Raw genomic sequence first — 14,636 nt, 5'->3', positions numbered from 1 at the left:
AAAAAGCCTCTAATACGTTTAGAGGCTTTTTTATGGGCGTATTTAATTCAAAAATTAGGTATCTAAATTTACGTTTTGTCTTCGGTCAATATATTCAACATAACCTCGCCCCTTACGTTCAGTTCCATTCAGCAAACCACTCCACTGATAAGAACTCACATAACCTGCGGCTAAACCATAACAATATTCCGTATCTGCCACCGCAAGAATATCTAACACTTTCTCACCTTGATGATGCGCAATCCATCTAAAAGACTGAGGCACCTCCATTTCAAAACCGTCAGGTGTTATTTTCGGATCAGGCTTTAATGCAATCACTTGAAAAGCAACCTCACCATCATATTGAATAGAAGTACCATCAATATGGCGATAAGACACGGCGGTATAAGTAGGTTCACCTGCAAAACCGATATACGCCAAGACCAATTGTGACTCATCATCTATGTTGATGACTTGATAACTAAAACTGTCTAAAGGCACCAATCCTGTGGTCGGTTTAATGGGACTCGGCAACATTGAGCTTGAGACTGCTTTCCAATGTTCTAGTGTACATAGTCCTTTAACTTCAACACGTTTTCCATGTTGGGTGAAATGACCTTCATATTGCATCAATACACTAAAGTGCTGATATAACATGCTATGTGCAAACCACGTAATGGCAGGCGTTGGGGTTAACCAAAGATCAACTTGCAGATCATCACGTTCAGATACTAGATGATAACTCCCTTCAATTTCAGCAAGGAAAGATTCTCGACCAAACTCAACCTTAAATGGCTTTTGATGAAATACAATTTCCTCTTGAATGTTATAAATGCGAAAGGCTTCTTCATCTGTCGATAAGGCTGTTCCATGGACCAAAGTAGCGGTATTTTCAGGACTAAGACCCGAAATCGACTTGGGTAAATGCGTTATCTTCGCACCGACATCACCAATGACAGAAGCATAGGACAGATATCGAAAAGGCTCAGGCAAATCTGGAATCATGATTCCATAATGCGTACTCGCGAATTGACGATGAAAAACATGCGCGTCTAAATTATATTCGCGCGGTAAAAGTGCTTGTTCTTCTGGCTCTACTGCACCCAAAAGGTTTTTGGCCATTTGACCCAATTGATAGTAGAACTTTTGTTGTAGACTTTTATTTTTGGAATGACTACTGAGGAGAGAATACATAACAAACTCACAAACAATGAGAGATATTTACACCCTAAACAACCTCTCCTCAGTTCTTTATAGCTGATCAGGACTGGCAAATGTGAATTCAGGTCAGATCATAAAAATTGTTAGACAAGATTAAAAATGTGATCTACTTCACACCAAAAATCAATTTCAATCCGAGCACAGACATCACAATGCCCGCACCACGATCAAATACTTTCTTAAATTTTAAATATACCGCACGCGGCTTTTCCGCTGATAATGCAACCGCCACCAACGAGCACCAACCAGCATCGATAAAAAAGCACAGCATTGGTAACACAAAGTAAAAATACAACGGAATCTCTTTGGGTAATAAAGCTGTGAAAATACTGGCAAGTACAATGGCAATTTTAGGATTCGACAATTGAGTAATTAAGCCTGTGGTAAATGCACGTCGTAAACTCATCGGATGCGATGCAGAATGATCAGCTTCGATTGGATCTTTGGCATGTTTAATGATTTTATAAGCCAAAAACAATAAATATAATCCACCGCAGATTTTCAAAGCCAAATATGCTGAAGGCACTGCAAGTAAGAATGCCTGTAAACCTAATACTGCCAATAAACCAAAAATTGCAGCACCGAGACCAGTTCCCAGTGCAGTAAATAAACCATGTTTACGCGAAATAGCGATTGAATTTTTAGCGACATAGATTGAAGTCGGCCCCGGACTCATTGCGCCCAGTAAAAGTGCTGCTGCAATCGAACCTAAAATCCAAATTGATTCCACATTAATTCCATAGTAGATGATTGATTTATCGCGTTATTCTACTTGGAAGCCTTATGAATATTTCCCTAATTATTTGAGTGATTTTTTTAAATATTAAAATTATTCACTATTTATTTCATTATTTTTAGCGAATTAGTTTACTGTATAAATTAAATACAATTGATTTTATAAAAATAGCCAAGTCATGCTAATCATCATCTGACAGTGCTTCATTATATGCAGTTTCGTGCGGAGACAGACGATAGTCCCTTTCCTGTACAGGTACGCCAGCAATAATCATACTTCGTGCTTCAGTTTTGGGTTTGTTTAGAAAATCCTGCTCACAGCCTAAGGCCGTTAAAACAAACAAACCCAATAATAAAATGGATAGAGATTGCTTCATGCCACCCTCCCAAAATTCCGTTTTCTTTCAGATTAGCACTTCTGATTATTTTTTAAACATATTTTTTCACTGTTTTTCAATTTCTCCGAGTAAGAGCTAAGATTCGAAATCCGCTATACTGTTAAAAAACCAAATGCTCGCACTATGTTTGATACGATTGCCCAACAGGTTCAAGATCAGGAAATTTCTTTAAACGGTTTAAACATCACCGTTCGCCGTTTAGACCAAATTCATCCACATATCTCTGGAAATAAGTTTTATAAACTGAAATACAATTTTATTGAGGCAAAACGTCAAGGCTTTCAAAATGTAATGACTTTTGGTGGGGCTTATTCAAATCATATTGCCGCCACAGCGTTTGCTGCGCATCAATTTGGCTTTCAGTCTATTGGGATCATTCGTGGTGAAGAACTCAAAAACTCAGCCCGCAATCACACCCTCGCCACCGCAGAACGTTTTGGTATGGCGCTGCATTTTATCTCACGAGAAGCATATCGACACAAAAATGATCCTGAGTTTTTAGCTCACTTAGCGCAACGCTTTCCTGAAAGTTATTTAATTCCAGAAGGTGGCACCAACTCGCTTGCCATTCAGGGCACTCAAGAAATTTTAAAAGATGCTGATCAGACCTTTGACTTCATTTGTTGTGCTGTCGGAACAGGCGGTACGATTTCAGGATTGATTGAACGCAGTTTAAACCATCAAAAAATTATTGGATTTTCTGCGTTAAAAGGCAATTTTCTGAATGATGAAGTAAAACAACTGACGGGTAAAAACAACTGGGATATCACTGATGATTATTGCTTCGGAGGCTATGCCAAAACCCGACCTGAACTGATTCAATTTATTGAAAAGTTTGAATATGAATACCGTATTCCACTTGAACAAGTCTATACCGGAAAAATGATGTTTGGCATTCATGATCTTATACAACAAAACTATTTCCCCAAAAACGCTAAAGTTTTAGTCATTCATTCGGGCGGGCTTCAAGGTCGAACGATTTAGTTGATCTTGCTTCTGCTGCTGTTCGCTTGAATTAATCCGATAATGCTCAGTTCATCTTAATTTACCGTTATAATTGCGCTGTTTCGTTTTTTGATTATTTTCATGTCTTCCAAGCAATACGATGTTTTAGTAATAGGTGCGGGTGCATCTGGTTTAATGACCGCATATATGGCTGCTCAACGTGGGCGTCGTGTCGTGGTGGTTGAAAAATCCAATAAAGTGGGGAAAAAAATTCTCATGTCAGGTGGCGGTAAATGTAACTTTACCAATCTGTATGTTGAGCCTGACAACTATATTTCACATAACCCGCATTTTGTTATCTCAGCACTCACTCGTTATACCAATTGGGATTTCATTGGCTTGGTCTGCGAATATGGCATTGAATACGAAGAACGTAAACACGGTCAGCTCTTTACCCTCAACGGTGCGAAAGAAATCTTAGCCATGTTACTTGCTGAATGTGACAAAACTGGTCTAGTCGACATCAAAACCAGTTGCGGGGTGAAAGCCGTCAACGCCCTTGAGGAGCACGGTTTTCAAGTAGCAACCAATTTAGGTTATTTTGAAGTTGAATCTGTCGTGGTCGCATCTGGTGGTCTCTCAATTCCGACGCTTGGAGGCTCAGGCATTGGCTATGAGATTGCTAAGCAATTTGGACACTATGTTTATCCGACTCGTGCAGGTCTAGTCCCCTTTACTTTTTCTGATGGTTTCAAAGAAGTGACGACACGACTCAGTGGCAATGCTGTTGAAGCGACATTAAGCAATCATCTCAATAGCTTTACTGAAGCACTCTTGTTTACGCACCGTGGTTTAAGTGGTCCAAGTTCTTTACAGCTCTCAAACTATTGGGATGTGGGTCAAAGTTTTAAAGTCGACTTTTTACCGAGTCTTGATCTCTTGGATTTTTTTAAAACTAGAAAACAAAATCAACCTAAAGTGTTACTCCGCACCTTACTCGCTGAACACTTACCCAAGAGTGTCGTAGTTGAATTGCAACAGTTGATTTGGATGGATCAAGCTGAAATATCAATCGGTAATATCAGTGATGAGAAGTTAGAGACGATTGCCCAGCGCCTTCATGCATTTGAAGTTAAACCTTCTGGGACTGAAGGATACCGTACGGCTGAGGTGACTTTAGGTGGAGTTGATACCACTGAAGTTTCCTCAAAAACAATGGAAAGTAAAAAGCAAAAAGGACTTTTCTTCGTCGGTGAAATACTCGATGTAACTGGCCATTTAGGTGGATTTAACTTTCAATGGGCTTGGTCATCTGCACATGCCGCATCTGAGTATGTCTAATTAACAACGAGTATTGTTCATTTTTTCATTAAAGGGGGCATCCTTTGCCCTCTTTGAATATCGTCCCTATTGATCAATCGAATGCTTCATTATTGATTTATCTTTTCTAAAGGAAGTAATTTATGAGGGTCTTTGGGCGTTGGTATCAGATGAATCAATCATTTGTGTGGTTGGATCTGTTACTACATCATCAATAGATGGTGTATTGAGTCTGTTGTTTTCAGTAGCTTTTGAATTTGCAAAAACAAAGCGGTAAGCGCTTGCTAAAAAACCCACGGTGATACCCGCAATCACTATTGGGGCGAATAATTTATTAAATTTCTTACTCATAATTTTTACTCTTTTTCATGAGGATCAGCCAAACCATGCTGACTGATCCTGACACAAATTTACATGTTATTTAGGGTCATTTTTTGATGGTGTATTTTGATCCGACTCTCCTGTAGATCCATAACGATTATTCAATGGTTGAGTTGGTGCCTCTACATCAATTTGCGTGGGTGGAATGTCTTCGTCTTGATATTCTTCCGCAACAGTTGAAGCATCCATTTGCTCAGTAAGTGGTGGAGTGACTTGTTCAGGCTGATTTGGTCTTGGCTTATTCGCGTCAGATTTCGCTTTATCGATTAAGTCAGTCAACAATCGCTCTGCAGGTTGGCGACCACCTAGACCAAAAGCAAGCGCAAAAGCGACAGCAACCGCTCCAAGTGTTAATCCAAAGGCTAAGTTTACGATTGAGTCAGCGATTCCCATTGCACGCAAGCCCATTGCCACGACTAAACCAATGATCAGTACTCGGACAAGATTCGCTAACCAATGTGCGCTATTGGTCTCACCACGCTTCACCACATTGGCAACAAGATTTGCTAACCAGAAACCAATGACGAGGATAACTGCACCTAAAAGTACATTCGCTCCGAAATAAATGAACATCGCAATCAAATCACTAATTTGATCGAAGCCCAAACGATTCGCAGCTTCAGACACCGCAAAGAGCATGGTGAAGAATACAATCAAATGACCGACAACTTTTGATATTTTGGTTTGACCCAAAAAGCGTTGCATATCGAGCTTTTGAGGAATGTTATCAATACCTGTCCCAGCGATTACTTCAACTACAAGATTAGATACGAAACGTGAGACCACATAAGCAATGATCAGGATTAAACCTGCTGCGATGATATGCGGAATTGCATTCATAATTTCATACAACATTGCTGTTGCTGGTTGTGAAATCGCGTCTATACCCAAAGCCTCAAACGCAATAATCAGTGAAGTAATGATTACTAAGGCAAATACAAATGATCCTAATAGCTTAGGCAGATTGGAATTTTTAAAAACTCCGATTTTTTCAGCTTGCTGTTGAACATTCAAACTTGAAAGTAGTCCTTCGACAATACCGCGTACAATTTTTGCCAAAATGTAACCAACAAATAAAATCACACCTGCCATAAAGATATTCGGCAAGTATGCAACGGCTTCAGTCACCATATTCTGAACTGGATATAACAAACCATTTAAGCCCAAAATAGACAGCACGATCGGTAAGAACAGCAATAAAATGAGCCAGTAAACAATTTCACTGATATTTTGGCTAAATGAGCTCACACCAACGTCTTGACTGAGCTTTTCATCCAATTGTGTACGACTGAGTAGTCGAGTTAATCCAACTTTGACTAAATTTGCTACGATCCATCCAATAAAACCAACTGCTACCGCAGCCAATAATTGTGGGATAAATAGTAAGAATTGTTGAACCATATTACTAAACGGACCACTCACACTGGTCAGGTTTAAAACGTTGAGTGAACCGATAACAGCAATAATGAGGATCAGCCAGAAAACGACTCTGGAGATGATATTTTCTATATTTGAGCGATGTCCTGTCGCGCTACTCAATTTTTGATTGGTATTTAATTTTGCAAGTACCTTCTTAACCCCTGCGGCAACGATTAAAGCGATGATCCATCCTATGAGTAAAATGGCCACTGCAGCAATAATTGGTTGGAATTGCTCCCAATAATACATTGCATCAAAGCCCCCATTTCGAGTGAAGCCGTTATATTCATCATTCATTGGTTACGCCTCTTCTTATGTTAAGTGTTCTGAATTACGATTGATTTAATTCTTTTCCCTAGATCATTTTTCGATCGCGTCATCACACCATAAATTTCGAATATTTTTTAATCAACTCAAAGCATCATAAATACAACACATTGTTGCAAATCAAGAAAAAACCCAGCCTAAGCTGGGTTTAAACATGAAAAGTGTAGTGGTTTATTGATCGTTTGCGACCGCAGTAACGGTATTATCCACTGCTGAATCTGTTGCCGTTGCTGTATCTGCATTATCTTGAGTTGCAGGAATACTCGTATCAGCAGGAATTTGACCTGGTGTTGGTTCACGATCAGCGAGCATATAGAAAATGAAGGCTGCTAAAAAAATACCAACGATAATCAGAATATACACTGGGATCTTACTTTTCTTCTTTTGATCATTATGGGTCGGATGATTGGATTGATCTACCATGATGCCCCTCTTATGTATTTTGATGATTTTTTATACTAGCAATCTATCATGTTGTTTTGTGTGAAAAAACATTATCAATTCGTACTGATCAAAGCACATGAGCTGTGATGCAAAATAGAGTATAATATGCACCCTCCTCATTTTTATTGTCGATCTGTATGACCTATCGCCGACAAAGTGTCTCTTTAGATTTAGACACAGATGTCACTCATGCCTGTTCTTTGCATCATACCCGTGATGGGCATTTGATTGGAATTATTGAGTTTACGAAACCAAGCTATGTGCTGAAGTGGGGTGACTTAGAGTATTTCCGCCGTCGCACTGAAGAGTTTTCGGTGATGCCCTTTCCTGAATGTGTCAACGGCATGATCATCGACATTCGTAACATCGCTTGCTTCTTAGATAATGAAGTACCCATTATTCCTTGGCGTTTACTCGAAGAAGAATGCCCAATTCGTTTAGTGGTTCCACACGATCGTTTGGAACATTATGCAGGTTTATTTGAACCGACTTGGCTCACGAGTGATGTCGATACTGCGATTCAAGAGATTCGTGAATTTATGGATATGTTTGTCCATTAAGTATGCCGCATAGTATTCCTATGTAATTTAGAAAAAAACCTCCGAGATGGAGGTTTTTTGCCGTAATTCCCTCACCCAAAGAGAGAGGGTGATTAGGACTTACCAATAGTTCTCTACTGCAATATTTCCTTCACCACGGCGATTCATGGTCAGGCCACGGGCTTTCAGTGCCTCTTTTGTATCTTCAACCATTTGGGGATTCCCACACAGCATGATATGTGACGTTTGCGGATTAAAATCGAGACCAACGGTTTTCTCTAACGCTCTATTTTCGATCAATACTGGCAATCGATCATGCAATGGTGCATTTGGATCACGTGTAATAATTGGCACAAATTTAAATCCTGTATGACCTTCACCAAAGGTATCCGCGACTTCCTGAATTCGGTGTACGTAAGCCAATTCACTTGCTGTTCTCACACTGTAAACCAAATGAATATTTTTATATTTTTGCCATACTTCAAAGTCTTGCAACATAGAAATAAATGGTGCGAGCCCCGTGCCTGTCGCCAATAACCACAGGTCATTTGGCATAGGTAACTGGTAACGTGCTAACGTCAAAAATCCATAAGGAATCTTTTCCAAATAAAGTTCATCACCAACTTTCAGATGTTGTAAATTTGATGTAAAAGCACCATCTGGTACAACAATTGAAAAGAATTCTAAGGTTTCATCAAAAGGCGATGAAACGACAGAATACGCACGTACCACTAAATCATCGCCAACTTTCAAACCAATACGCGCGAACTGCCCTGCGGTAAATTTAAAATGTGCGGGACGCGTCATGGTAAAGCTAAATAAAGTGTTGGTCCAACGATGTACAGAAAGGACTTTTTCTACGCTAAATTTTTCAATTGACATAATTTCTACGTGGCATGACAGACTGCGCTCATGGTAGCATGACAATATAATTTATTAATATTTTTTCACATTAAGGCTTCATTCATGCGCATGACATTACGCCAACTGGCTGTTTTCGTAGCTGTCGCTCAAGAGGGTACGGTAACTAAAGCAAGTGATGCTGTACGACTCACACAAAGTGCTGCAAGTATGGCGTTAGCAGATCTTGAAGATGGTCTCGGTGCACCATTATTTGATCGCTTAGGAAAACGACTTCAACTGAATGACTTGGGTCGTTTTTTACTCCCACAGGCGCTTGAAATTTTAGGTCGATGTGAATCATTTGAACAAGCGGCAAAAGGCGAGCTTCAAAGTATTGATCTCCGTATTGGGGCGACTTTGACCATTAGTGATTATTTGATGCCTGATTTAATGGCTGATTTTCTTCAATTACAACCACAAGCACATTTGCAACTTCAAGTGGGCAATACGCGTCAAATGATTGAAGCTGTTAATCAGTTCCAACTTGATTTAGCACTTATCGAAGGTTCATGTCACTTACCTCAATTACAATCGATCCACTGGCGTGATGATGAGCTTGCTGTGTGTTGCTCACCAGATCATCCCCTAGCGAAATTAGACCGCCCTCTGACCATTGAAGACTTTAAACAGGCTGAATGGATTTTACGTGAAGAAGGTTCAGGGACTCGTGAAGTCTTTGACAACGCAATCCTGCAAGACTTACCGAATGCCAATATTCGTTTAACTTTGGGTCATAATGAAGCTATTTTGAAAATTGTTGCTGGTGGTTTAGGCATGTCATGTATTTCAAAATTAGCCATTGAACCATTAAGAGAGAAACAGCAACTGGTGATTTTAGAAACGCCGTTCTGGCAACTCACACGCCCTTTATTTATGTTAGTACACCGTCAAAAATATCAGGGACCTGGTTTAAAAGCCTTTATGAAATTCTGTGATGCTTAATAAAAAAAGCTCCTCATTGGAGCTTTTTTATTTCTCAGCTTCTTTCTTTTGTTCTTTGATAATGTGTTCTTGTTCTACCGCATAAATTTTTGCTTTTGCGTCTTGCTCTTCTCTGTATTGCTCATATTTTTGAAATCCCCAAACACCCAGATTAATGAACACTAAAATAGGGACAATACTTGCAAATATCCATGGATTAAATTGCTTGTTTGGATCTTTTATCTTCTTGGCTTTTTTCTTTGATTTTTTATCAGCTCCGAATTCATCAACACGCGAACTCGTAATGAATTTTTGCGCATTAAATTTTAATTGAAAATGCGTTTTAACATCAGGGAGTTCTTTACGTACAACTTTTGGTGGGCGCCCTTTTGCATAGGTTGGCTCGGGTAGATGATCATCTACGTTCTCTTCAGGCGCACTCTCATTCAAAGGTTGAACTTTCGTAAGTGGTACGACAGCTGACTCATCTAAGACTGGCACACGGCGACTTGGCTTTGATTCGAGCATTTCTTTAATTTGCTCTTCCTCAAGAGGTTCACCTAAGGAAATTTTAGATACTGGATCTGAAACTTGATCTGCATGATGTTCAGCACCAGAACCATCCAACACGATTGATTCTTTACTCAGTGTATTAAAATTTAGTTCAAAATCTTGGATTTGTGTTTGTGAGTAAAGCCTACTTTCCTGATCTGCAAGACGCTTTTCGATCAGCTCATCTAGCTCTTGTTCAAACTTCTTAGACTCACCTTCTAAATCTTCGTGCGCACGATAAAAAAGTTGATTCAAGGGTTGTTCGACGCGTGCATGTTTATTGTCTAACCGCACGATAAATTTTGCATGACGTTGGTCGTCTTTATCGACCACGATACATTTCACACGCTCACCAATTTGAGGCGCGATACTGGAATTTGCCATGTCATTCAATACGAAATGTACATCAAAATCATGATCATTGATTTTGATAATTCCTGCTTTCAATGCAGGGTCGTACGAATGTAAAACACCCCTGTAAAACATGTTATTTCCCCAGCATAAAAAAGATTGATTCTTAGTAATTAGTTTTTTTAAATTTATCGTTGAATCAAAATCTTAATAAAAAAGGAGGCCTTAGCCTCCTCTATAATTTAATCAAATTTTAATCTTTTTGTACAGAACCAAAAATTTTATCGCCAGCGTCCCCAAGACCCGGAACGATATAACCATTCTCGTTTAAACCGTTATCCACAGCTGCGGTAAAAATGACAACATCAGGATGTGCTTCTTCCACACGTTTAATACCTTCTGGTGCTGCAACCAAAACCATCACTCGGATATCTTTACAACCACTCGCTTTAAGGACATCAATAGCAGCAACCAATGATGATCCAGTCGCAAGCATTGGATCAATAATCATCGCTATACGGTTTTGTACGTCAGGTACCAATTTCTTATAGTATGTACGTGCTTCTAATGTTTCCTCATCACGCTCTAAACCAAGAACAGAAACTTTTGCACTTGGAATAAGATTTAAGAAACCATCAAGCATACCAATGCCAGCACGTAAAATTGGTACAACAGTAATTTTTTTACCTGCAATACGCTGGGTTGTCACCGGCCCATTCCAGCCATTAATTTCGTGATCTACAACAGGTAAATCTTTGGTTGCTTCATAAGTCAGTAACATTGTGACTTCTTGCGCTAACTCACGGAAGTTCTTCGTGCTGATATCTGCACGGCGTAATAAACCTAATTTATGACGAATGAGCGGATGACGAATTTCTTGGATTGGCACGGGAGAACACCTGAAGCATAAATGTAAATTCTGTCTATTATAAATGTTTTTAATATAAGAAATAAGAAAAGCCCTCAATGAATGAGGGCTTTTTTTGTTAACAACAATAGTTTTTTTAGATTAATCGATCAACTATTGAAGAACGATATGTAATGGCGCGATCAATTGTGCTTGATTTGCCATCGCAATGACTGGATCTGGATATACACCGATTACAAGCACTGCAAGCGCAGCAAGCAATACCATAATACCACCCACTTTTTGACCCCAATGTTTATCAGCATCAATACGTGGAGTGTCTGGTGGCGTCATATACATGACGATCATGACACGTAGGTAATAGTATAGACCAATACCAGAACCCACAATGATCATCGCAGCGAAGAACCAATGTGCTTCAGACACAACTGTCATGATCAGCATGAATTTACCAATGAAGCCTGCAGTTAACGGAATACCTGCAAGAGATAGCATCATCACAGTCAGTGTTGCCGTCAATACTGGACGACGCCAGAATAGACCACGGTAGTCTGCAAGTGATTCTGCTTCGTCATTGTTGTTGTATGGGCTAGACATCAACGCTACAGCACCAAACGCACCAATCGTCGTTAATACATACGTTAATACATATAAACTTACTGACGTTAAGCTTAAGAAAGATGTCGTAACAACAGCAAGGAATAAGTAACCAAAATGCGCAATTGACGAGTATGCCAAAATACGTTTTAAGTTCACTTGTTTCACTGCAAGCATGTTACCAATCAAGATTGATAACACTGCAATGACGATCAAAATCGTTTTGATCGATTCGATACCAATTACACCTGAAGACAGTAAGTAACGTACGAATAAACCAATCATTGCAACTTTAGCTACAGTAGCAAGGAATGTTGCAATTGGTGCTGGAGCACCTGCATACACATCTGGCGTCCATTTATGGAATGGCGCTAAAGACAATTTAAATGCAACAGCTGCGATGATTAAACCAAGACCTAAGATTCCAAATACAGTGGTAAGTTTCTCACCAAATTGAGGAATATAAGATTGCAGCGCCATCATCAATTGAGGATCTTGAGACTTAGTTAACGCCCAGAACATATCATCCACTTGACCCGCAAATGATAATGAACCTAGAACTGAGTAAACATAAGCCATACCCATCAACAACATTGCAGAAGCAGTTGCAGAAAGTACAAGATATTTAATACCCGCTTCGAGTGACTTACCGCGTTGGTAGGTATAAGCAATCAGACCGTACACTGGAATCGACATTAACTCTAAGCTAATGAAGAATGATGCAAAGTGTGAACTTGTTACCATTAACATTGCCCCTGAAACAGAGATCAACATTAATAGATAAAGTTCTTCACGATTATCTTTATAGGTTTCGATATATGCATGTGACAGTGTGCAACAAGCCAATGCAGCAATCAAAATAATCACTTGATAGAACAGACCAAAAGCATCAACCATAAATAGGTTCATGACATTTGGTGAGATCTGAGAACCTGTAAACAACGTGAATAGAATATTCAACAATGCAAGGTTAAGACCGATAACAGATACTGTCGCAATCAAATTATGATTACGTTTGATTGCAGTCAAAATCATTACGATGATTGCTGTTAAAGCAACAATCATCACAGGAGCTAATGGCATTAGCTCAGAAAATGATAGTGTGAAGTTCATGACTTATTGCATCTCCACATTTTCGAGTTGAGTTGTGGCTTGTTCAACCACTTCAACTACTTCTTGTACTGGAATGTAGCTATTCGCAATCCAAGCCAAACTTGATTCTGAAATATCAAGGAAGCTTTGTGGATACAAACCAAGCCATAACAGACCGAACGCACAAATTAACAAAATACCAAGCTCACGCGCATTAAGATCTTTTAATGGGTTCGCATAGTGTTGTTTTTGCTCTTCGTTTGGCACACCAAATAACGCTTTATGAATCAGGATTAAACCATATAGACCCGCAAATACTAAGCTGATCGCAGCAATAATCGTGAATGTAGGGAATTGAGCAAATGCACCCATCAAGATGAGGAACTCACCAATGAAGTTACCTAAGCCAGGGATACCTACAAGCGCAGCAATAAAGAACATCAAGAAGAATGGTAAATACTGGAATTGACCACGAATACCACCCATCAAGCGTAAATCACGTGTGTGAAGACGCTCATACACTTGACCACACATAATGAATAATGCTGCTGACGATAAACCGTGAGCCAACATCATGACCATCAGACCTTGGAAGGTCAGGATGTTACCTGCGTAGATTGCAAGTAAAACAAAGCCCATGTGTGAAATCGACGTATACGCCAACAAACGTTTCATATCGGTTTGCTGGAAAGCACACCAAGCACCGTAGAAGATACCGATTAAACCGAAAATGATTGCTACATCAGCAAACTGCGCTGAAGCGACTGGGAAGAATGGAATGACGAAACGAAGTAAACCGTAAGCCGCTGTCTTAATTAAGATACCCGCAAGGTCTACAGAACCTGCTGTAGGTGCTTGTGCGTGCGCGTCTGGTAACCAACCATGCAATGGGAAAACAGGAAGTTTGACTGCAAAACCAATAAACAAACAAATCATAAATGCAAAGGCAATTGATGACGTTTGTGGGTTAGCATCCAATGTATTCGCAACAGCGAGTAAATGGTTATAACTGAAGCTGATTGTATCTGTCATCATGAAACCGTAGATCACAAGACCTAAGATACCAATCAACATGATCAGACCAGCCACCTGCGTGTAAATAAAGAATTTAGTCGCAGCGTAAACACGAGATTTACCAGAAGCACCTTTGTGGCCCCAGAGTGCAATCAAGAAGTAGATTGGAACGAGCATCATCTCCCAGAAGAAGAAGAACAAGAACAAATCAACAGCCAAGAATACACCGATCACGCCACCTAAAGACCATAAAAGGTTTAAGTGGAAGAAACCAACGTTCTTCTGAATTTCACCCCAAGAACAGCCAACCGCCAATACACCTAGTAAAGCAGTTAAACCGACCATTAGAAGTGAAAGACCATCCACCGCTAAGTGGATGTTAATGCCAAGGGTTTGAATCCAAGGTACATAGAACTCTGCAGACCAAGTCGGTACAGTTTCACCAATTTGGTAGCTGTAGGTACCTGATTGCCATAAAGCAACGGTCATGCCCAAAGTAATGAGCATACCCACAAGTGCGATATAACGTGGTAGGTGTTGATCTAATTTATCAACGACCCAACAAATAAAACCAGCAATGAACGGAATGAGGATCAGCGCGGGTAAATACCAGTTATTGATGTTTTCCAT

The 14,636-nt window shown here is 39.7% G+C and carries 15 protein-coding genes; 4 read left to right on the top strand and 11 right to left on the bottom strand.

Features of this window, described 5'->3' with window-relative positions:
• Nucleotides 1-54: 54 nt before the first annotated feature.
• The 3 genes from AC1M9F_RS09625 to AC1M9F_RS09615 all read right to left on the bottom strand — a co-directional run bounded on the left by AC1M9F_RS09625 (nt 55) and on the right by AC1M9F_RS09615 (nt 2,312).
• Complete coding sequence (locus tag AC1M9F_RS09625; RefSeq protein WP_481597645.1) at nt 55-1,173, bottom strand: DUF6670 family protein; 1,119 nt, start codon at nt 1,171-1,173, stop codon at nt 55-57.
• A gap of 133 nt (nt 1,174-1,306) precedes the next feature.
• A complete protein-coding gene (locus tag AC1M9F_RS09620; protein WP_180028051.1) occupies nt 1,307-1,930 on the bottom strand; it encodes a LysE family translocator in 624 nt (207 codons plus the stop codon).
• Between the two features lie 187 nt (nt 1,931-2,117).
• Entirely contained in the window at nt 2,118-2,312 is a 195-nt protein-coding gene (locus AC1M9F_RS09615) for an NF038215 family lipoprotein (RefSeq protein ID WP_035267295.1), read from the bottom strand.
• A gap of 144 nt (nt 2,313-2,456) precedes the next feature.
• On the opposite strand from AC1M9F_RS09615, the gene AC1M9F_RS09610 reads away from it, so the two are divergent.
• Together AC1M9F_RS09610 and AC1M9F_RS09605 are read left to right on the top strand one after the other, a co-directional pair.
• Nucleotides 2,457-3,317, top strand: coding sequence for a 1-aminocyclopropane-1-carboxylate deaminase/D-cysteine desulfhydrase (locus AC1M9F_RS09610; protein WP_481597644.1), 861 nt, complete (start codon nt 2,457-2,459; stop codon nt 3,315-3,317).
• 102 nt (nt 3,318-3,419) lie between these two features.
• Nucleotides 3,420-4,619 carry a BaiN/RdsA family NAD(P)/FAD-dependent oxidoreductase gene (locus tag AC1M9F_RS09605; protein ID WP_481597643.1) on the top strand — a complete coding sequence of 400 codons (1,200 nt, stop codon included), beginning with the start codon at nt 3,420-3,422 and terminating at the stop codon, nt 4,617-4,619.
• 120 nt (nt 4,620-4,739) lie between these two features.
• Here the strand turns inward: AC1M9F_RS09605 and AC1M9F_RS09600 are convergent, their stop codons facing one another.
• The 3 genes from AC1M9F_RS09600 to AC1M9F_RS09590 form a co-directional block, all read right to left on the bottom strand.
• The gene (locus AC1M9F_RS09600) at nt 4,740-4,949 is read right to left on the bottom strand and encodes a hypothetical protein (RefSeq protein WP_481597642.1); all 210 of its coding nucleotides are present in this window, start codon (nt 4,947-4,949) and stop codon (nt 4,740-4,742) included.
• A gap of 66 nt (nt 4,950-5,015) precedes the next feature.
• Nucleotides 5,016-6,695 (bottom strand): mechanosensitive ion channel, encoded by a 1,680-nt coding sequence (locus tag AC1M9F_RS09595; protein ID WP_481597641.1) that lies wholly within the window; start codon nt 6,693-6,695, stop codon nt 5,016-5,018.
• 201 nt (nt 6,696-6,896) lie between these two features.
• On the bottom strand, nt 6,897-7,148 hold the full coding sequence (locus tag AC1M9F_RS09590; RefSeq protein WP_481596341.1) for a hypothetical protein: 252 nt from the start codon (nt 7,146-7,148) through the stop codon (nt 6,897-6,899).
• Between the two features lie 158 nt (nt 7,149-7,306).
• Here AC1M9F_RS09590 and AC1M9F_RS09585 point away from each other — a divergent pair, with 158 nt between their 5' ends.
• Nucleotides 7,307-7,729 (top strand): hypothetical protein, encoded by a 423-nt coding sequence (locus AC1M9F_RS09585; protein ID WP_481591597.1) that lies wholly within the window; start codon nt 7,307-7,309, stop codon nt 7,727-7,729.
• Between the two features lie 99 nt (nt 7,730-7,828).
• On the opposite strand, the gene AC1M9F_RS09580 is transcribed toward AC1M9F_RS09585, so the two are convergent.
• A complete protein-coding gene (locus AC1M9F_RS09580; RefSeq protein ID WP_481597640.1) occupies nt 7,829-8,590 on the bottom strand; it encodes a ferredoxin--NADP reductase in 762 nt (253 codons plus the stop codon).
• Nucleotides 8,591-8,674: 84 nt separating this feature from the next.
• Between AC1M9F_RS09580 and gigC the strand changes: the two genes are divergently transcribed.
• Nucleotides 8,675-9,553 (top strand): LysR family transcriptional regulator GigC, encoded by an 879-nt coding sequence (gigC, locus tag AC1M9F_RS09575; protein ID WP_481587293.1) that lies wholly within the window; start codon nt 8,675-8,677, stop codon nt 9,551-9,553.
• Between the two features lie 27 nt (nt 9,554-9,580).
• Here gigC and AC1M9F_RS09570 read toward each other — a convergent pair whose 3' ends face one another.
• From AC1M9F_RS09570 to nuoM, 4 genes are all read right to left on the bottom strand, one after another.
• Nucleotides 9,581-10,570: a hypothetical protein gene (locus AC1M9F_RS09570; protein ID WP_481597639.1), complete on the bottom strand. Its 990-nt coding sequence runs from the start codon at nt 10,568-10,570 to the stop codon at nt 9,581-9,583.
• A 118-nt stretch (nt 10,571-10,688) separates the two neighbouring features.
• Nucleotides 10,689-11,324 carry a uracil phosphoribosyltransferase gene (gene upp, locus AC1M9F_RS09565; RefSeq protein WP_035267277.1) on the bottom strand — a complete coding sequence of 212 codons (636 nt, stop codon included), beginning with the start codon at nt 11,322-11,324 and terminating at the stop codon, nt 10,689-10,691.
• A 132-nt stretch (nt 11,325-11,456) separates the two neighbouring features.
• The gene (gene nuoN, locus AC1M9F_RS09560) at nt 11,457-13,013 is read right to left on the bottom strand and encodes an NADH-quinone oxidoreductase subunit NuoN (protein WP_481589068.1); all 1,557 of its coding nucleotides are present in this window, start codon (nt 13,011-13,013) and stop codon (nt 11,457-11,459) included.
• A 3-nt stretch (nt 13,014-13,016) separates the two neighbouring features.
• Complete coding sequence (nuoM, locus tag AC1M9F_RS09555; RefSeq protein WP_092766950.1) at nt 13,017-14,636, bottom strand: NADH-quinone oxidoreductase subunit M; 1,620 nt, start codon at nt 14,634-14,636, stop codon at nt 13,017-13,019.

It is taken from the genome of Acinetobacter sp. ANC_7504, assembly GCF_056779995.1.
This window is presented reverse-complemented; position numbering and strand designations above follow the sequence as displayed.